Origin of the sequence: Nosocomiicoccus massiliensis (assembly GCF_002871345.2) — a bacterium.
Lineage (GTDB): Bacteria > Bacillota > Bacilli > Staphylococcales > Salinicoccaceae > Nosocomiicoccus > Nosocomiicoccus ampullae_A.
Genome location: NZ_CP136964.1, coordinates 1,189,494 through 1,207,447, shown reverse-complemented (window position 1 = coordinate 1,207,447; position 17,954 = coordinate 1,189,494). Strand labels below are relative to the sequence as shown.

Annotated in this window: 14 protein-coding genes; 4 read left to right on the top strand and 10 right to left on the bottom strand. The window is 36.7% G+C overall.

The window, feature by feature from the left end; genetic code table 11:
• Nucleotides 1-8 precede the first annotated feature (8 nt).
• From serS to dnaA, 10 genes are all read right to left on the bottom strand, one after another.
• On the bottom strand, nt 9-1,286 hold the full coding sequence (gene serS / locus CJ229_RS06290; RefSeq protein ID WP_068129079.1) for a serine--tRNA ligase: 1,278 nt from the start codon (nt 1,284-1,286) through the stop codon (nt 9-11).
• A 297-nt stretch (nt 1,287-1,583) separates the two neighbouring features.
• Nucleotides 1,584-2,822 (bottom strand): imidazolonepropionase, encoded by a 1,239-nt coding sequence (gene hutI, locus CJ229_RS06285; RefSeq protein WP_070457165.1) that lies wholly within the window; start codon nt 2,820-2,822, stop codon nt 1,584-1,586.
• Nucleotides 2,822-4,480, bottom strand: coding sequence for a urocanate hydratase (gene hutU, locus CJ229_RS06280; RefSeq protein ID WP_102167061.1), 1,659 nt, complete (start codon nt 4,478-4,480; stop codon nt 2,822-2,824). The genes hutI and hutU overlap by 1 nt, the downstream gene beginning before the upstream one ends.
• A gap of 53 nt (nt 4,481-4,533) precedes the next feature.
• The gene (gene hutH, locus CJ229_RS06275; protein ID WP_068129073.1) at nt 4,534-6,030 is read right to left on the bottom strand and encodes a histidine ammonia-lyase; all 1,497 of its coding nucleotides are present in this window, start codon (nt 6,028-6,030) and stop codon (nt 4,534-4,536) included.
• A 94-nt stretch (nt 6,031-6,124) separates the two neighbouring features.
• Nucleotides 6,125-8,596, bottom strand: a complete 2,472-nt coding sequence (gyrA, locus tag CJ229_RS06270; RefSeq protein WP_219718731.1) for a DNA gyrase subunit A — start codon at nt 8,594-8,596, stop codon at nt 6,125-6,127.
• Between the two features lie 13 nt (nt 8,597-8,609).
• Nucleotides 8,610-10,529 carry a DNA topoisomerase (ATP-hydrolyzing) subunit B gene (gene gyrB, locus CJ229_RS06265; protein WP_070457168.1) on the bottom strand — a complete coding sequence of 640 codons (1,920 nt, stop codon included), beginning with the start codon at nt 10,527-10,529 and terminating at the stop codon, nt 8,610-8,612.
• Nucleotides 10,530-10,543: 14 nt separating this feature from the next.
• Nucleotides 10,544-11,641, bottom strand: coding sequence for a DNA replication/repair protein RecF (gene recF, locus CJ229_RS06260; RefSeq protein WP_070457169.1), 1,098 nt, complete (start codon nt 11,639-11,641; stop codon nt 10,544-10,546).
• Nucleotides 11,628-11,855, bottom strand: a complete 228-nt coding sequence (yaaA, locus tag CJ229_RS06255) for a S4 domain-containing protein YaaA (RefSeq protein ID WP_040928956.1) — start codon at nt 11,853-11,855, stop codon at nt 11,628-11,630. Before yaaA ends, recF begins: the two co-directional genes overlap by 14 nt.
• A 176-nt stretch (nt 11,856-12,031) precedes the next feature.
• Nucleotides 12,032-13,165: a DNA polymerase III subunit beta gene (gene dnaN, locus CJ229_RS06250; RefSeq protein WP_070457170.1), complete on the bottom strand. Its 1,134-nt coding sequence runs from the start codon at nt 13,163-13,165 to the stop codon at nt 12,032-12,034.
• A gap of 166 nt (nt 13,166-13,331) precedes the next feature.
• Complete coding sequence (dnaA, locus tag CJ229_RS06245; RefSeq protein ID WP_070457171.1) at nt 13,332-14,660, bottom strand: chromosomal replication initiator protein DnaA; 1,329 nt, start codon at nt 14,658-14,660, stop codon at nt 13,332-13,334.
• A gap of 447 nt (nt 14,661-15,107) precedes the next feature.
• Here dnaA and rpmH point away from each other — a divergent pair, with 447 nt between their 5' ends.
• The 4 genes from rpmH (at nt 15,108) to mnmE (ending at nt 17,948) form a co-directional block, all read left to right on the top strand.
• Nucleotides 15,108-15,245, top strand: a complete 138-nt coding sequence (rpmH, locus tag CJ229_RS06240) for a 50S ribosomal protein L34 (RefSeq protein WP_040928948.1) — start codon at nt 15,108-15,110, stop codon at nt 15,243-15,245.
• Between the two features lie 106 nt (nt 15,246-15,351).
• The gene (rnpA, locus tag CJ229_RS06235) at nt 15,352-15,687 is read left to right on the top strand and encodes a ribonuclease P protein component (protein ID WP_068129064.1); all 336 of its coding nucleotides are present in this window, start codon (nt 15,352-15,354) and stop codon (nt 15,685-15,687) included.
• 14 nt (nt 15,688-15,701) lie between these two features.
• Nucleotides 15,702-16,559: an RNA-binding cell elongation regulator Jag/EloR gene (gene jag, locus CJ229_RS06230; RefSeq protein WP_070709152.1), complete on the top strand. Its 858-nt coding sequence runs from the start codon at nt 15,702-15,704 to the stop codon at nt 16,557-16,559.
• 12 nt (nt 16,560-16,571) lie between these two features.
• The gene (mnmE, locus tag CJ229_RS06225; protein ID WP_317846533.1) at nt 16,572-17,948 is read left to right on the top strand and encodes a tRNA uridine-5-carboxymethylaminomethyl(34) synthesis GTPase MnmE; all 1,377 of its coding nucleotides are present in this window, start codon (nt 16,572-16,574) and stop codon (nt 17,946-17,948) included.
• Nucleotides 17,949-17,954 lie beyond the last annotated feature (6 nt).

Genomic DNA, 17,954 nt, shown 5'->3' with positions numbered 1-17,954 from the left:
TAATATTATTATACCTTTTCGATGATAGATTGACCACCCATGTACGGTCTTAGTACCTCTGGGATAGTTACCGTTCCATCTTCATTTTGATAATTTTCAATAATTGCTGCCATCGTACGTCCAACAGCTAAACCACTTCCGTTTAACGTGTGTACATATTCAGGTTTTGAATCTTTGTCACGCTTGAAGCGGATGTTTGCACGGCGTGCTTGGAAATCTGTCATATTTGAAATTGAGCTAATTTCTCTGTAGTCACCGTATTGTGGTAACCAAACTTCAACGTCATACGTTTTTGCTGAACCAAATCCGATATCACCCGTACATAAAATAACTGTGCGGTGTGGGATTTCTAATAAGTTTAAAATATTTTCAGCATGACGTGTCATTTCTTCTAACACTTCAAATGAATCTTCTGGCTTTTCAAAGCGCATCATTTCAACTTTATTAAATTGGTGAAGTCGGATAAGTCCTCTCGTATCACGACCAGCTGAACCCGCTTCACTACGGAAACATGCTGTAGCTGCTGCAAACTTTGTCGGCACATCTTCACTTTGTAAGATTTCATTCGCAAAATAGTTTGTTAATGTTACTTCTGAAGTTGGAATAGTGTACATTGATTCGTCTTGAATTTTAAATAAATCCTCTTCGAATTTTGGCAACTGTCCTGTTCCGTACATTGCGTCTCCACGAACGATTTGTGGTGTCATCATTTCTTTATAACCATTTTCTCTATGGACATCTAACATAAAGTTAATTAATGCACGCTCTAAACGTGCACCTTCACCTGTTAAATATACAAAACGTGAGCCTGATACTTTTGATGCACGTTCAAAATCAGCCATTTTAAGCTCTTCAAGAAGTTCCCAATGCGCTTTTGGTTCAAAGTCAAATGTTTTCTGTTCACCTGTACGACGTACTTCAACGTTTTCTGAGTCATCTTTACCAACAGGTACTTCATCGTCAATTAAATTTGGAACACGGTCTAAACGATAGTGTAATTCGTATTCGACTTCTTTTAACTCATTATCGATTTCAGAAATACGTTTACCGACTTCTTGCATTGCTTGAATATCCGCATCTGCATCTTCTTTGTTACGCTTTTTTTCTGCGATGTTTTGAGATACGGTATTACGTTCTGCTTTTAACTCTTCCGTTTCTTTTAATAACGTACGGCGTTTTTCATCGTACTCAATAATCTCATCGATAACGACTGGATCCATTTCACGTTTTTTTGTTTTGTCTTTTACAATGTCTGTGTTGTTACGAATAAACTTAATATCTAACATTTATTTTCCTCCTAAATTTACTTGTAGATACAAAAAACCACGCCCCAATATACAAAAGGGACGTGGTTATATACGCGTTGCCACCCTAATTACATACGTTTAACGTATGCATCTCATTTTAAAACGAAGTGAACTTCGTTTACTTGCTGTAATAGAGATAGAAATTCACATCGCTTACTAACTATTCTCACCAACCATAGTCTCTCTAAAAGTAGGGCGAATGTTACTGCATCTCACAAGTAAATGTTATTTGATTACTTTTATTATAATAATTTTCTTCGTTATTTTCAATAATGACTATAGGTTAAGTCCAGGTTGCTCAAAAACGACTTGACCATTAGCAATTACTTTTGATGCATGGTTTACACCATAATGATACGGTACGTATTCGTGGTTTGGTGCGTTCCAAATGACGAGGTTCGCATCATCTCCAGCATCTAACGTACCACGATCTGTTTTAATTGCGTGTGCTGCGTTTACTGTTACTGCGTTCCATACTTCTTTTGGTGTCATTCTAAGTTTGATTGCACCGATTGTCATAATCATTTGTAAGTTATCTGTCACACAGCTTCCAGGGTTAAAGTCCGTCGCGAGAGCTACAGCTCCACCGTTATCAATCATTCCACGTGCATCAGCATAATCGTCTTTTCCTAAATAGAACGTTGTACCTGGTAGAAGTACAGCGATTGTGTCGCTATCTTTCAATGCTTTTTTGTCTTTATCTGAAGCGGCGACTAAATGATCTGCACTGACTGCACCTTGTTCGATAGCGAGACCTAAACCACCGAGTGGATCGATTTCATCTGCATGGATTTTTAAATCGTATCCCGCTTCTTTAGCTGCTTCCATATAACGTCTTGACTCCTCAACGCTGAAAACTCCTGTTTCAGTAAATATATCTGCAAAATCAGATAGCTTTTTAATTTCATCGTTTTGAAGTAAATCTGTCATCTCTTGTAAAAATTCTTCGTTTTCTCGGCCTTTAGGTACTGCGTGTGGACCTAAGTACGTATGTTTCATTGTGATTGGAAACTTTTCTTCAAGTGCGTGTGATACTTTTAATTGTTTTAATTCATTTTCTAAATCGAGACCATATCCACTTTTTGATTCTACTGTTAATACACCGTGCTGAATCATACGGATAATGTTTTTCGATGCTTTTTCTAACAACTCATCAAACGATGCTTTTTTAGTCGCTTCAACAGTATTTAAAATACCGCCACCTTGTTCTAAAATCTCTAAATAATCGACACCCTGAATTTTTAACGCTAACTCGTGCTCACGTGATCCACCATGAACGACGTGTGTATGAGGGTCGACTAGAGCAGGTGTGACAAGCTTTCCTTCAGCATCAATTTCTTGATCTGCTGTATAATCATCTGTCTTTTCACCACTATAGATGACTTTACCGTCTTCAATGACGACCATACCGTCTTTCACGATTAATAACTCGTCCATCTCTTTTCCTTTTAATGCACGTGTTGATTTCTTTGGTAATACTAACTCACCAATATTTTTAATAATTGTTGTCGACATTATTTATTCTCCTTTAACATTGGTATATTCATGTTGTATTTTTTCGCTGTTTCGATTGCTATATCATATCCAGCGTCAACATGTCTTACTACTCCCATACCCGGATCTGTAGTTAATACTCTTTCTAATCGTCTCGCTGCTCTGTCTGTTCCATCTGCAACGACGACCATTCCTGCATGTAATGAGTATCCCATACCAACACCACCACCGTGGTGGAATGAAATCCATGATCCTCCTGCTGCCGTGTTCACTAACGCGTTTAATACTGCCCAGTCACCAACTGCGTCACTTCCGTCTTTCATCGACTCAGTTTCACGGTTAGGACTTGCAACTGAACCAGAGTCTAGATGGTCACGTCCAATAACGATTGGTGCGCTAATTTCTCCTGTACGAACCATTTCGTTTAATGCTAACCCCATTTTCGCACGTTCACCGTATCCTAACCAAGCGATACGTGATGGTAATCCTTGGAAGTGAATACGTTCTTCAGCCATATCTAACCAACGAATTAACTTGTCATTATCTGGGAATAATTCACGCATTTTTTTATCTGCCGCTTCGATATCTTTAGGGTCTCCAGATAACGCCGCAAATCTAAATGGTCCTTTACCTTCACAGAATAATGGACGAATGAATAGTGGCACGAATCCTCCAAAGTCAAATGCATTTTTTACACCGTAATCATACGCAACTTGTCGAATATTGTTTCCATAATCGAAAACAACTGCGCCTTTTTCTTTAAATCCGAGCATCGCTTCAACGTGTTTTGCCATAGAGGCTGTAGATAACTCAACATACTTTTCAGGATTTTCTTCGCGTAGTTTTTTTGCTTCTTCTAACGAGTATCCTTCAGGTACATAACCGTTTAACGGGTCATGCGCACTCGTTTGGTCAGTAACGACGTCGATTTTCGTATCGCTATTTAGAATTTTAGGTAAAATTTCTGCAGCGTTTCCTAATAATCCAATCGATAAATTACGTCCTTCATCTCTCGCTTCTTCAGCGACTTTTAATGCTTCGTCTAAGTCTTCAATCATAACGTCACAGTATCCAGTCTCAATTCGTTTTTCAATTCGAGATTTGTCGACCTCAACAGTAATCGACACACCATCACAAAACGATACCGCGAGAGGTTGTGCACCACCCATACCACCAAGTCCAGCAGTTAACGTAATCGTTCCTTTTAAACTACCACCGTAGTGCTGGTTCGCAAGCTCTGCAAATGATTCGTATGTCCCTTGAACGATTCCTTGAGACCCGATATAAATCCATGAACCAGCCGTCATCTGGCCGTACATCATTAACCCTTTTTTATCGAGCTCATTAAAGTGTTCCCAATTTGCCCACTTAGGTACGAGTACTGAGTTAGATAAAAGTACGCGTGGTGCCTCGTCATGCGTCTTAAAAACCGCAACAGGTTTACCAGACTGAACGAGCATCGTTTCATCGTCTTCAAGATTTCTTAACGTATCGACAATCGCATCAAATGCTTCCCAGTTACGCGCTGCTTTACCGATACCCCCGTATACGACTAAATTCTCTGGATGCTCAGCAACCTCAGGATCTAAGTTGTTATATAACATACGTAAAGCTGCTTCTTGTTCCCATCCTTTACACTCAATTTCTAAACCTTTTTTAGCTCGAATATTTCTTGACATAATTTAACACTCCTTGAAAATTAAAATAGTTCATGACATAAAAAAAAGACCGATTAAATACTTTGAATAGCACGTAATGCGAGTGATAGTTGTTTGATATCATCTGAGAATTTACGGTCTTGGTCGATAAACGCCGCAACTTTTCTATATTCGTCAAATTTCTCTTTCGTTTTTGGTGATAGTTTGTCCACACCACGAATTTCTACAGCACTTAGTGCGATGAACAACTCAGTTGCAAGGACGTTTCGAACGTTTTCCACGATGTCTCTAGCGTGTCTAGCACCAATTGTTCCCATAGAAACGTGATCTTCTTGGTTTCCACTAGACGGTATTGAATCAACAGATGCTGGATGTGCGAGTGTTTTGTTTTCAGAAACTAAACTTGCCGCCATATATTGTAAAATCATTGCACCTGACTGTAGTCCATCTTCTGGACTTAAAAATGCTGGTAATCCGTCGTTTAAATCTGGGTTTACTAATCGCTCGATGCGTCTTTCTGAAATATTTGCAATTTCTGCAACACCGATTTTTAATAAATCCATCGCGATAGCGATCGGTTGTCCGTGGAAGTTTCCACCAGAGTAGACTTCGTTTTCACTAAATATTAATGGGTTATCATTTGCAGCGTTCATTTCAATTTCTAACTTTTCTTTTACATATTTTAACGTTTGGAAACTTGCGCCGTGCACTTGTGGAATACAACGAAGTGAGTATGCATCTTGTACACGTAATTCACCTTGATGTGTAGTCAGTTTTGAGTCTTTTAAATACTCTCTCATTTTTTTCGCAACGTAAATTTGCTCATCGTATCCACGTGCAATGTGAATTTTTTCATCGTATGCGTCTGTAATACCATGTAAACTTTGATGTGTTAAAGATGAAATCCATAAACTATCTTCCATCAGCTTTTCTGCTTCGATATATGTAATGACACCAACTGCTGTCATCGCTTGTGTACCGTTAATTAAAGCGAGACCTTCTTTTGCAGCAAGTTCAATTGGTTCGATTTGTTTTTCTTTTAACACTTCAATAGTCGGAGTCACTTTACCGTCTTTTAACACTTCACCTTCACCAGTTAGTGGAAGTGCCATATGAGATAACGGTGCGAGATCTCCTGAAGCACCTAAAGAACCTTGTTCTGGAATGGCTGGAATAATTCTTTCGTTAATAAATGTTTTTAACTGATCGACGAGAATTGTTCTCACGCCTGAATGTCCTTTTAACATTGTATTTAAACGTAATACCATCATGAGTAGTGCAGTATTTTCACTTAAATAATTTCCAACACCAACCGCATGAGAGCGAATAAGATTTGTTTGAAGCTGTGATGTTTTTTCTTTTGAAATTAAGACGTCACTAAACAGTCCAAAACCTGTTGTAATCCCGTAAATTGTACGTTCATTATCGATGATGTTTTCAACGATTTGTCTTGATGCATGAACTCTTTTATACGCGTCTTCGGTCACTTCAATTTTAGAATTTTCATGTTGTAAAAATGATTTAATATCCTTAATTTCTAAAGCGCTTCCATCTAATTTTAAAACTACCAACTCAATTCCTCCTTAAAACTCTGAATTTAACAACAGTATAACGTTTACATTTTTTAAAATCAAAAAAAGTTGGAGAAAATCTCCAACTTTTAATTTATTCTTCGGTATTTTCTACTTCGTCTTCAATATCCGCTTCAACATCTTTAACAACCGCTACAGTAACAACGTTGTTAGAGTCATCTAAGCGCATTAGACGAACACCTTGAGTACTACGTCCCGTAATCGATACATCACTAATCGCGAATCGAATAATGACACCACGATTTGTAACGACCATTAAATCTTCGTTTCCGTCAACCGCAGCGATAGACTCGAGTTCTCCGATTTTTTCAGTTAAGTAAATCGTTTTAACTCCGAGACCGCCACGTTTCGTTTGACGATACGCACTTTCAATCGTCTGTTTACCGTAACCTTTATTTGTCACGACTAACACGTGTTGATTTTCTTTTAATATATCAATTCCAACGACTTCATCACCTTCACGTAGACGCATTCCAAGTACACCTGCTGCCGTACGTCCCATAGAACGAACGTCGTTTTCATCGAAACGAATGAGTTGTCCTTGTTTAGATCCAATGATTACTTCTGATTGACCGTCTGTAAGACGAACTGCGAGTAATTCATCGTTATCTCTAAACGTAATTGCGATTTTACCGTTACGATTAATACGGTTAAATTCTGATAGTTTCGTACGTTTCACAAGACCATTACGCGTAACGAATAGTAGGTGATAGCCATCCGTATCTCCGTCTTTATCTTTAACCGATAACATCGTCGTGATTTTTTCGTCTTTATCGACTTCAATCATATTAACGATTGGAATACCTTTAGATTGACGCGATAATTCCGCAACTTCGTATCCTTTGAGTCGGTATACACGACCTTTATTCGTAAAGAATAATAAATAATCGTGTGTCGACATCGCTACGATTTTTTCAACGAAGTCATCTTCCACCGTATTCATACCTTGAATACCGCGTCCACCGCGTTTTTGTGCGCGATACGTGTCAGCTGGGAGACGTTTAATATAGTTTTTATGAGATAACGTGACGACGATTTGTTCTTCTGGAATTAAATCCTCATCTTCGATATCTATTGCGCCTGCAGTGATTTCTGTACGGCGCTCATCACCATATTTATCGCGAATTTCAATTAATTCTTTACGGATAAGCTCTAACAGTTTATCTTCAGAATCTAAAATCGCTTGAAGTGATTCGATAGTTTTCATAAGCTCATCGTACTCTGATTGGATTTTGTCGCGCTCTAAACCTGTAAGGCGACGTAATCTCATATCTAATATCGCTTGTGCTTGCTTTTCAGATAAACTAAATTGCTCCATTAAGCCTAATTTAGCTTCTTCATCTGTTTCTGACGCACGAATTAAAGCGATGATTTCATCGATATGATCGAGTGCAATCATGAGTCCTTCTAAAATGTGTGCACGTACTTTCGCACGATCTAAATCGAACTCTGTGCGTCTTGTTACGACTTCTTTTTGGTGCTCAAGATAGTGATATAACATCTCTTTTAACGTGAGTGTTTGAGGTTCACCATTTACAAGAGCGAGCATGTTGACACCAAACGATAATTGTAGAGGTGTTTGTTTATATAAGTTGTTTAATATAACGTTCGCGTTTTGATCGCGACGAATCTCAATGATGATTTTAACGCCTTCTTGAAGTGACGTTTCATCACGTAAATCTGTAATACCTTCGATTTTTTTATCGCGTACAAGTTCTGCGATTTTTTCGACTAAACGTGCTTTGTTTACTTGGTATGGAATTTCAGAAACGACGATACGTTCTTTACCGTTTTTCATTTCTTCAATCGTACATTTCGCACGCATAATAATCGAACCACGACCTGTTTCATACGCTTTTTTAATACCAGAGCGTCCCATAATCAGTCCTGCTGTTGGGAAATCAGGTCCTTTAATAATATCCATTAACTCTAGCGTCGTAATGTCTGGATTTTCTGAAAGAGCAAGGACACCATTAATAGATTCTACTAAGTTATGTGGTGGTATATTTGTCGCCATACCGACTGCAATTCCTGACGCACCATTGACGAGTAAATTCGGAAAGTGTGCCGGTAATACGACTGGTTCCCGTTCTGTTTCATCGTAGTTTGGTGCGAAATCGATCGTATTTTTGTTAATATCTCTTAATAGTTCCATCGCGATTTTCGACATTTTTGCTTCTGTGTAACGCTGTGCAGCTGCTCCATCACCGTCCATTGAACCAAAGTTCCCTTGTCCATGAACGAGTGGATAACGCGTTGAGAAGTCTTGTGCGAGTCTCACCATCGCTTCATAAATTGAAGAGTCACCATGTGGGTGATATTTACCCATTACGTCTCCGACGATACGTGCTGATTTTTTAAACGGTTTGTCGTTCGTCATACCGTTATCATACATACCGTATAAAATTCTACGGTGTACTGGCTTTAATCCGTCTCGAACATCTGGTAACGCACGTGATACGATAACACTCATCGCATAGCTCAAGAAGGAACTCTTCATCGTTTTACTAATATTTACGGGTTGAATATTACTATGTTCAGCCAATTAAATTTCCTCCTTAAACATCTAAGTTTTCTACATATCTTGCGTTTTCTTCAATGAATTCACGGCGTAACTCTACGATGTCACCCATTAACATCTCAAATACTTGGTCCGCTTCAATCGCATCTGACAACTCAACTTGTAAGAGTGTACGATTTTCTTCGTCCATCGTCGTTTCCCATAATTGGTCTGCGTTCATTTCACCGAGACCTTTGTAACGTGAAATTGAGATTTTTGGTGTTTCTGGTAGTGTACGACGTAGTTCTTCAAGCGCTTCGTCATCATAGACATAATGTTTTTTCTTACCTTGCTCCACTTTATAAAGTGGTGGTTGTGCAATGTAAATATATCCTGCTTCAATTAACGGACGCATAAAGCGATAGAAGAACGTGAGTAATAGTGTACGGATATGTGCACCATCAACGTCTGCGTCTGTCATAATAACGACTTTATGATAACGTGCTTTTTCTAAATCAAATTCTTCTCCAATTCCAGTACCGAGCGCTGTGATAATCGCACGAATTTCGTTATTTTCTAATATACGGTCGAGTCGCGCTTTTTCAACGTTTAAAATTTTACCTCGTAACGGTAAAATAGCTTGTACTGTCGAGTTACGACCAGATTTTGCTGAACCACCTGCTGAGTCACCCTCAACGATAAATAGCTCAGAAATACTTGGATCTTTTGATGAACAATCTGCTAGTTTTCCTGGTAAACTTGATACTTCTAAAGCAGATTTACGTCGCGTCATTTCACGTGCTTTACGTGCTGCAACACGCGCATGTTGTGCGGTAATTCCTTTTTCGACAATCATTCTTGCTTCTTGTGGGTTTTCTAGTAAATAACGTTCAAACCCTTCAGAGAATAATTGATCTGTAATCGAACGTACTTCAGAGTTACCTAACTTAGTTTTTGTCTGTCCTTCAAACTGAGGATCTGTATGTTTGATGGACACAACTGCAGTCAGACCTTCTCTAACATCTTCACCTGATAAACGTTCGTCGTTTTCTTTTAAAATATTTTGACTAAATCCGTAGTTGTTTATGACACGTGTTAACGCACGTCTAAATCCTTCTTCGTGCGTACCACCTTCATAAGTGTGGATATTGTTTGCATATGTTAAAACGTTCGATGAAAAACCTCTATGATACTGCATAGATATTTCAACTTCTACGTTTTCTTTGTCACCATCTAGATAGATGACTTCTTCAGTTAAGATTTCTTTATTTTTGTTTAGTTCTTCAACATATGACTTTAAACCGCCTTCATAGTGGTACTCATATGTTTCACCGTCTGATGTACGTTCATCTTTTAGACGAATTGTTAAACCTTTATTTAAAAACGCGAGTTCTTTTACACGTTTTTCGAGTATTTCAACTTCATATTCTTGTGTCTCTGTAAATATTTCAGCATCTGCTTTGAAACGAATAACAGTACCTGTTTTGTTTGTTTTATCGATGACTTCTAAGTCAGCATCAGGCACTCCGCGCGTATAACTTTGGAAATGCACTTTTTTATCTCTATGAACATATACTTCTAATGACTCAGATAAGGCGTTTACTACTGAAGATCCTACACCGTGTAGACCACCAGATACTTTATATCCACCGCCACCGAATTTACCTCCTGCGTGAAGGACTGTTAAAATAACCTCTACCGCAGGACGTCCCATCGATTCTTGAATATCGACTGGAATACCACGTCCATCATCGATAACTTTTACCCAGCCATCTTTCTCTAATATAATGTCGACTGCTGATGCATAGCCAGCGAGCGCCTCGTCAATAGAGTTATCGACGATTTCCCACACTAAATGGTGTAACCCTCTAGAAGACGTCGAGCCGATATACATACCCGGACGTTTTCTTACTGCTTCCAAACCTTCAAGTACTTGTATTTGGGTTGCATCATAAGATTCATGTCTTTGTTCTGCCATTTTGTCACCTTCCGCTATTTTTTAACCGTACCTTCTTCAATCGTGTATAAATTCATTTCATCCATAATTTGATGGTTAATATCACTAATTGAAGTCGTCGTTACAAACGTCTGTACACGGTTACGTATCGACGTTAGTAGGTGTGCTTGACGGTGCTCGTCAAGTTCACTGAGTACATCATCTAACAGTAAAATTGGATACTCTCCAATTTCATTTGCGATAACATCGAGTTCTGCAAGTTTTAAAGACAACGCAGTCGAGCGTTGTTGACCTTGTGAACCGTATGTCTGCACATCCATATCATTAATATAAAACTTTAAATCATCTCGATGTGGACCGATTAAACATTGTCGACGTTCTATTTCGTTATCGATTACAGATGCATAAGTTTCTTTTAAAAACTGTAATCGTTCTTCTTTTTTAAGTTCTAAACATTTAATATTTGGACGATATTCAACTGTTAAATTTTCTTGATTATTTGAAATGTCGCTATGTATTTGTTTTGCATACTCATTTAAGGCTTCAACAAATGCTTCGCGCTTATTAATGATTTCTAATGCTGCTTCAACGAGTTGATCGTTAAAGATTTCGACCATCATTTTATCGACGTGTCTTTCTTTTAAATACAAGTTTTTTTGTTTTAAGACACGTTTATAGTCTGATAAGCTTTGTAAATATATTTTAGAAATTTGACCACACTCTACATCGATAAAGTTACGACGTACTTCTGGTGCACCTTTAACAATCTCTAAATCTTCTGGTGCAAATAATACACAGTTCAGTGCCCCGACATACTGAGATAATTTAGCCATCTCAATATGATTGATTTTTGCACGTTTTCCACTTTTAGAAAGTAAAAGTGATATCGGTATTTCACTAAATCTATTTTGTACATATCCAGAAATTAATGCTTCATCTTGATTCATTCGAATTATTTCTTTATCGCGCGTCGTACGATGACTTTTTGTCGTTGCGAGACAATAGATCGACTCGAGTAGGTTGGTTTTTCCTTGTGCATTCTTTCCGATAAAAACGTTCAACTTGTCGTGAAAGTCGAGTGACAATGACTCGTAATTACGAAAATTTTCTAAATGTATACTAGATAGTTTCATCTACATACTCTATTCGATATACTCCAAACTCACCTAGATCGAGGACGTCACCATGATGAAGCTTTTTACCACGACGATTTTCGGGTTCATCGTTTAAATACACTTCATTCTCTGCAAGAAACCACTTTGCTTCTCCACCAGACTGAATAATAGACTGGTGTTTTAAAAATTGACCGATTGTAATAATTCCATCACTTAATTGAACGATTTCCATCTGTTTTTCCTCCTCGTATTGTTTATATTATACAGTATTTTCGGTGTATTTTCATCTTAATCGCTATTTTAAGGGTCATAGAGGGCTTTTATATTATTTTGTACTCCACCTACTTAATAACAATTAAAAAAGCTATATGCTCATATTTTAAAACATGAGGCATATAGCTTATAAATTTAGTAAGTTCTAATTGGTAAAATTAATTGAACAACATCGTTTGATGTACTTGATTGAATCGTAAATGGTTTCATCGTTCCAAAGAACTCAATTGAGACTTCTTCTTCAGGGATTGCACGTAGCGCGTCCATCATATATCTTGAGTTGAATGAAATTTGTAGCGGTTCACCTTCTAAATTTAGTGCACCGACTTCTTCTTCTACGTTTCCAATTTCTGGACTATTTGACGATAAAAGAACACGACTATTGTCGATTGTCATTTTAATCGCGCTATTTCCACCCTCAAGTGCAAGTAATGACACTCGGTCAATCGCTTTTAAAAATTCATTATTATTGATTACTAACTTTGTCTCGAAGTTTTCTGGGAACAATCTTGACGTGTCAGGATAATTTCCTTCTAGTAAACGAGAGATAAATCTTAAATGACCGTATTTAAATAATACTTGGTTTTGTGAGAAGTTAATTTCCACATCTTCTTCACTATCTTCGATAATTTTATTTAGTTCGTGTAATGCTTTACCAGGAATAATCGCATTACTAATTTCGATAGAGTTTTCTTTGTCATTTAACTTACGTAGCGCAAGTCTATGTGAATCTGTCGCTGTAAAATGCAGTGACTCATCAAAGAATTGCCAGTTAACACCTGTTAAAACTGGGCGAGTTTCTGAACTTGATACTGCAAAGTTTGTCTCGTTAATAATCGTTTTTAAAACAGATGCTGCGATTTTAATACTTTCTTCGTTATTCACTTCAGGAAGTAGTGGGTAGTGATCTGGATTTGATCCACTAATGACGAAATTAGATTTACCGCCACTCACTTGAATTCCAAATTGATCTGTTGATTTTAATTGGACGTAATCTCCATCTAATTTTTTAACGATATCTGTGAAAAATCTTGCAGGTAAGACTGCTTCACCAGGTTCAGTAACTGTTAAAATTTCTTCGTTATCTACTTCTGTTGGAATTGTGATTTCGATTGAAATCTCTCCGTTACTCCCTATTAGTACTAATTTGTCAGAAGATACTTCTATTTTAATTCCTGACAAAATAGGAAGCGTTGTACGATTTGATATTGCTTTTAATACGTCGTTTAGTTGTTCTGTGAAATAAGCACGTTGAATTTGTATTTGCATATGATAACTCCTTTTATTCTATATATTATATATAAAAATAGTAAAAGTCGTAGTAGGCACTGTGAATATGTGGATAAGTGGAAAACACGTTGATATATCAAAGTTATTCACATGTGTATAAACTGTTGATATTAGTGTACCATTTATCCACATTACTCACATAATATTAACCGAGTTTATTTTCGATCTCTTTTAATTCCTCTACGAATTCTTCGTCAGTTTGTAGTAATTTAGAAATTTTTTCGTGCGCATGAATAACCGTCGTATGATCTCTACCGCCAAAAATCTCTCCAATTTTTGGTAAAGAGTTATCTGTGAGTTCACGCGATAAATACATTGCGACGTGTCGTGGAAATGCGATAGAGCGCGTTCTTTTTTTAGAACTAAAATCATCTATTTTAATGCTGTAATGTTCAGCGACAACTGCTTGTATGTCTTCTATACTAATTTTTCTTTGTTTTGGCTCTTTGACAATATCTTTTAGAGCTTCCGCAACAACTTCTGGAGACATTTCTTGATTTGTTAGTTTTGCGTATGCTGCGACTCGTGTTAAGGCACCTTCTAGTTCACGAATATTCGTATCAATTTGATTTGCGATGTACAGCATCGATTCTTTTGGAATGACGACGTTTGCTTCTTCACATTTTTTCTTTAATATTGCAATTCTCGTTTCAAGGTCAGGTGGAGTAATATCTGTAATTAACCCCCAACCAAATCGTGATCGTAATCTATCTTCTAATGTAGGGATTTCTTTTGGCGTACGATCACTTGTAATTACGATTTGTTTATCTTCATCATGAAGTGCGTTAAATGTATGGAAGAACTCTTCTTGTGTTTGCTCTTTTCCTGCTAAAAATTGAATGTCATCGATTAATAAGACATCAATATTTCGATATTTATTTCTAAATGCTTCAGGTTTGTTATCACGAATCGAGTTGATAAAATCATTCGTAAAACGTTCGCTTGATAGGTATGCGACTTTAGCATCTGGACGTGTTTTTTGAATATAGTTACCGATTGCGTGCATTAAATGGGTTTTCCCTAATCCAACACCACCATATATAAATAGTGGGTTATATGCTTTTGCAGGTGCTTCAGCGACTGCGAGTGAAGCAGCATGTGCAAATCGATTTCCATTTCCAATAACAAATGTATCGAATGTGTTTTCTTCGTTAATATTAAATACACGTTCTTCAGTAGGTTCAACTGGTTTTTCATCTTTAACTATAGATGAATTTACTGATTCTTCACCAGCGACAATGAGTGTAATCTCAGGCGATTCACCGACTACTTTAAAAATAGATTCTGCAATGAGATCTTTATAATGCTCTTCTAGCCAGTTACGATTGAATTCTGAACTTGATTCAATCACTGCATTTTCTTGAGAAAGTTCTACTAATTTTAAGTCTGCGAACCAAACACCAAAACTTGCACTAGACACATTTTGTTCGATTTCATCTAAAATCTTTTTCCAAATTTCTCCTAAACCATCCATAAATTTAACCTCACTTTTAAGTTAATTCACATACTGTGGATAAATATATAAACAATGGTGATAAAAGTTATCCACAACCTTTCCACAAATGTGGATAAAACACTTATGTTTTTAGTTATTCACATAGAATTCAATAAAAATTATAATAGATAAACGTTAATATATCAATGATCCAACAAAAGTATCCACAAATTCACAAGTTATCCACATAAATAATTAAATGTGTGTTATTTTGTTTATAAGTTATGCACAATGTGGTGGAAAACTAAAATTCATTGAAAAGTTATCCACATTTTTATGAAGAAAACATCTAATTTAATCTGTTAGAATACGTAATAATGCCAAAAAAATAATTGAAATGGTATTTGGATTCTGTTATTATGTAGTAGTTGCTAAAATTATTGACAGAAAAATTCATATAGCATTGGATTACATGGAGGTGTAGTTATGCCTAAACGTACGTATCAACCAAATAAACGCAAGCGTTCAAAAGTACACGGATTCCGTGCGAGAATGAGTACTAAAAATGGACGTAAAGTACTTGCGCGTCGCAGAAGAAAAGGTAGAAAAGTATTATCTGCATAATATGAAGATCATCTAGTCATAGGTGATCTTTTTTTGTGTCAATTCATAAAGTGTCATATCATGTCTATATTTTGTATAATATGTAATCATAAAGAGGTACAGTTGTATGAAAAAAGAGTATCGTATTAAAAAACAAAAAGATTTTCAGTATGTCTTTAAAAAAGGTAAGTCTGTTGCGAATCGACAATTCGTTATTTATACGAAAGAAAAGTCTGATGAAACACATTTTAGACTTGGTATCAGTGTTTCGAAAAAATTAGGCAATGCCGTAAAAAGAAATCAAATTAAACGTCGAATCCGCGCATTTTTCACTCAACATAAAGACACACTTAAAACAACAGAATACATTGTGATTGCAAGACAGCCTGTTAAAGATATGGACTATCACGACATTGAAAAGTCTTTATTACACGTTTTGCGAATCGCAAAATGCATAAAATAATGGAGGATAGACACATGTATAAAGTTTACAGAGGTGAAACTGTAGAAGACGCGCTGCAAAAAGGTTTAAACGATTTAAATGTCGAAGAGTCAGACATCAGTATTGACGTACTACAACAAGGTTCTAAAGGTTTCTTAGGTTTAATGAAAAAAGAAGCTGAAGTTAAACTTACGATTATTAATCCGGAGTTAAAACAATTAAATACAATTGAAGCAGTTCAAATGAGGCACCTGGAAGATTCTATAGAAGAAACTACAGAATTAGAGGTTATTGAACAAGAAGTTGTAGAAGAAGAGACAGACGTTAATCAATTAGATACTGTCGAAGAAGTTGTAGGTATGAAAGAAGATACTGTTGAACAACACGAAGAGCAATTAGACGATTCATATGAAGAGACTGATGTACAAACACCGAAATTTACGTTCGATGAAGCAGTCGAAAGTACAGCGAATTATATTCAGTCTGTTGTTAATGAAATGGGTATTTCTAACTATACAGATTATACAGTCGACGATCGTACAGTAATGATTAACGTATTTGCAGATAAAGCGGCAAAAGTCATCGGTAAACGTGGATCGACATTAAATGCGTTAAGTGAAATTGGCCAGCATTACTTCAATAGAATATATAAAGGTTACGGAAGAATTATTATCGATACAGAAAACTATCGCGAAAAACGCGAAGAAATACTTGAAAATCTTGCGATTAATATGTCGAAAAAAGCAGTACGTACAAACCTACCAGTACACTTAGAACCGATGCCAGCATATGAAAGAAAGATCATTCATAACGCTCTTTATAACGTTACAAACATCAAAACTTACTCAGCTGGTAAAGAACCAAATCGTCATATTGTTATTGAAAGAGAATAGAGGGATAATCCAATGAAATTTGACACAATTTCGAGTATATCAACACCGGTTGGTGAAGGAGCCATCGCAATTGTCAGACTTTCAGGAGATGAAGCAATCGCCATCGCAGACCGACTATATAAAGGTAAAAAGAGTTTAAAGGAAGTAGACTCTCATACGATCAATTACGGTCATATCGTCGATCCAAAAACGAACGAAGTAATCGAAGAAGTAATGGTAGCCGTTATGCGTGCACCAAAAACATATACACGTGAAGATATCGTTGAAATTAACTGCCACGGTGGTATTCATACAATAAATCATATCCTTCAGTTAACATTACAAAATGGCGCTGAAATGGCAGAGCCGGGAGAGTTTACAAAACGTGCATTTTTAAATGGACGTATTGATTTATCTCAAGCAGAAGGAATTATGGATTTCATACAATCAAAGACAGATGACGCGTCTAAAATTGCGAACCAACAAATGCAAGGACGCTTAAAAGAGTATATTGAACATTTACGACAAGAAATATTAGTCGTACTTGCTCAAGTTGAGGTTAATATCGATTATCCAGAGTATGATGATGTCGAAGAAGCAACGACGCGTCAATTACTCGAAGCATCGCGCACGATTAAAACAGAAATCGAGGACCTATTAAAATCATCACGTGAAGGACGTATTTTACGTGAAGGATTAAATACAGTAATCGTCGGAAAACCAAACGTTGGTAAAAGTTCTTTATTAAACTATCTCATTCAAGATAACCGTGCAATCGTTACTGATATCGCAGGAACAACGCGAGATATTTTAGAGGAATACGTCAACGTCAATGGTATTCCGTTAAAACTCACAGACACTGCAGGCATTCGTGAAACAGAAGATATCGTTGAGAAAATCGGTGTCGAACGTTCACGTGAAGCGTTACAAAATGCAGAATTAATACTTTATCTATTAGATCATACGACTGGTTTTTCAGAAGAAGATAAAGATATATTAAACAATTTAAAAGAGCGTAACGTCATCATTATCGTCAACAAGACAGATTTAGAAGGTACAATTGATATCGATACTTTAAAATCAGATTATGATTTTCCTGTCGTGTTAACTTCTGTTACAGAGGGCACAGGGATTAAAGATTTAGAAGAAAGTATTAAAGAGTTATTCTTTAGTGGTGGTATTTCGATACAAGATTCAACTTACGTATCAAATAATCGTCATATTCATCTACTAGAACAAGCGCATAGAAGTATTATTGATGCGATCGAAGCTGCTGAAATGGATATTCCAGTAGATATGATCCAAATAGATTTAGTAAAAACGTGGCAATTACTCGGAGAAGTAATTGGTCAAGATGTTTCAGAAGAATTGATTGATCAGCTATTTAGTCAATTCTGTTTAGGAAAATAGGAGGAA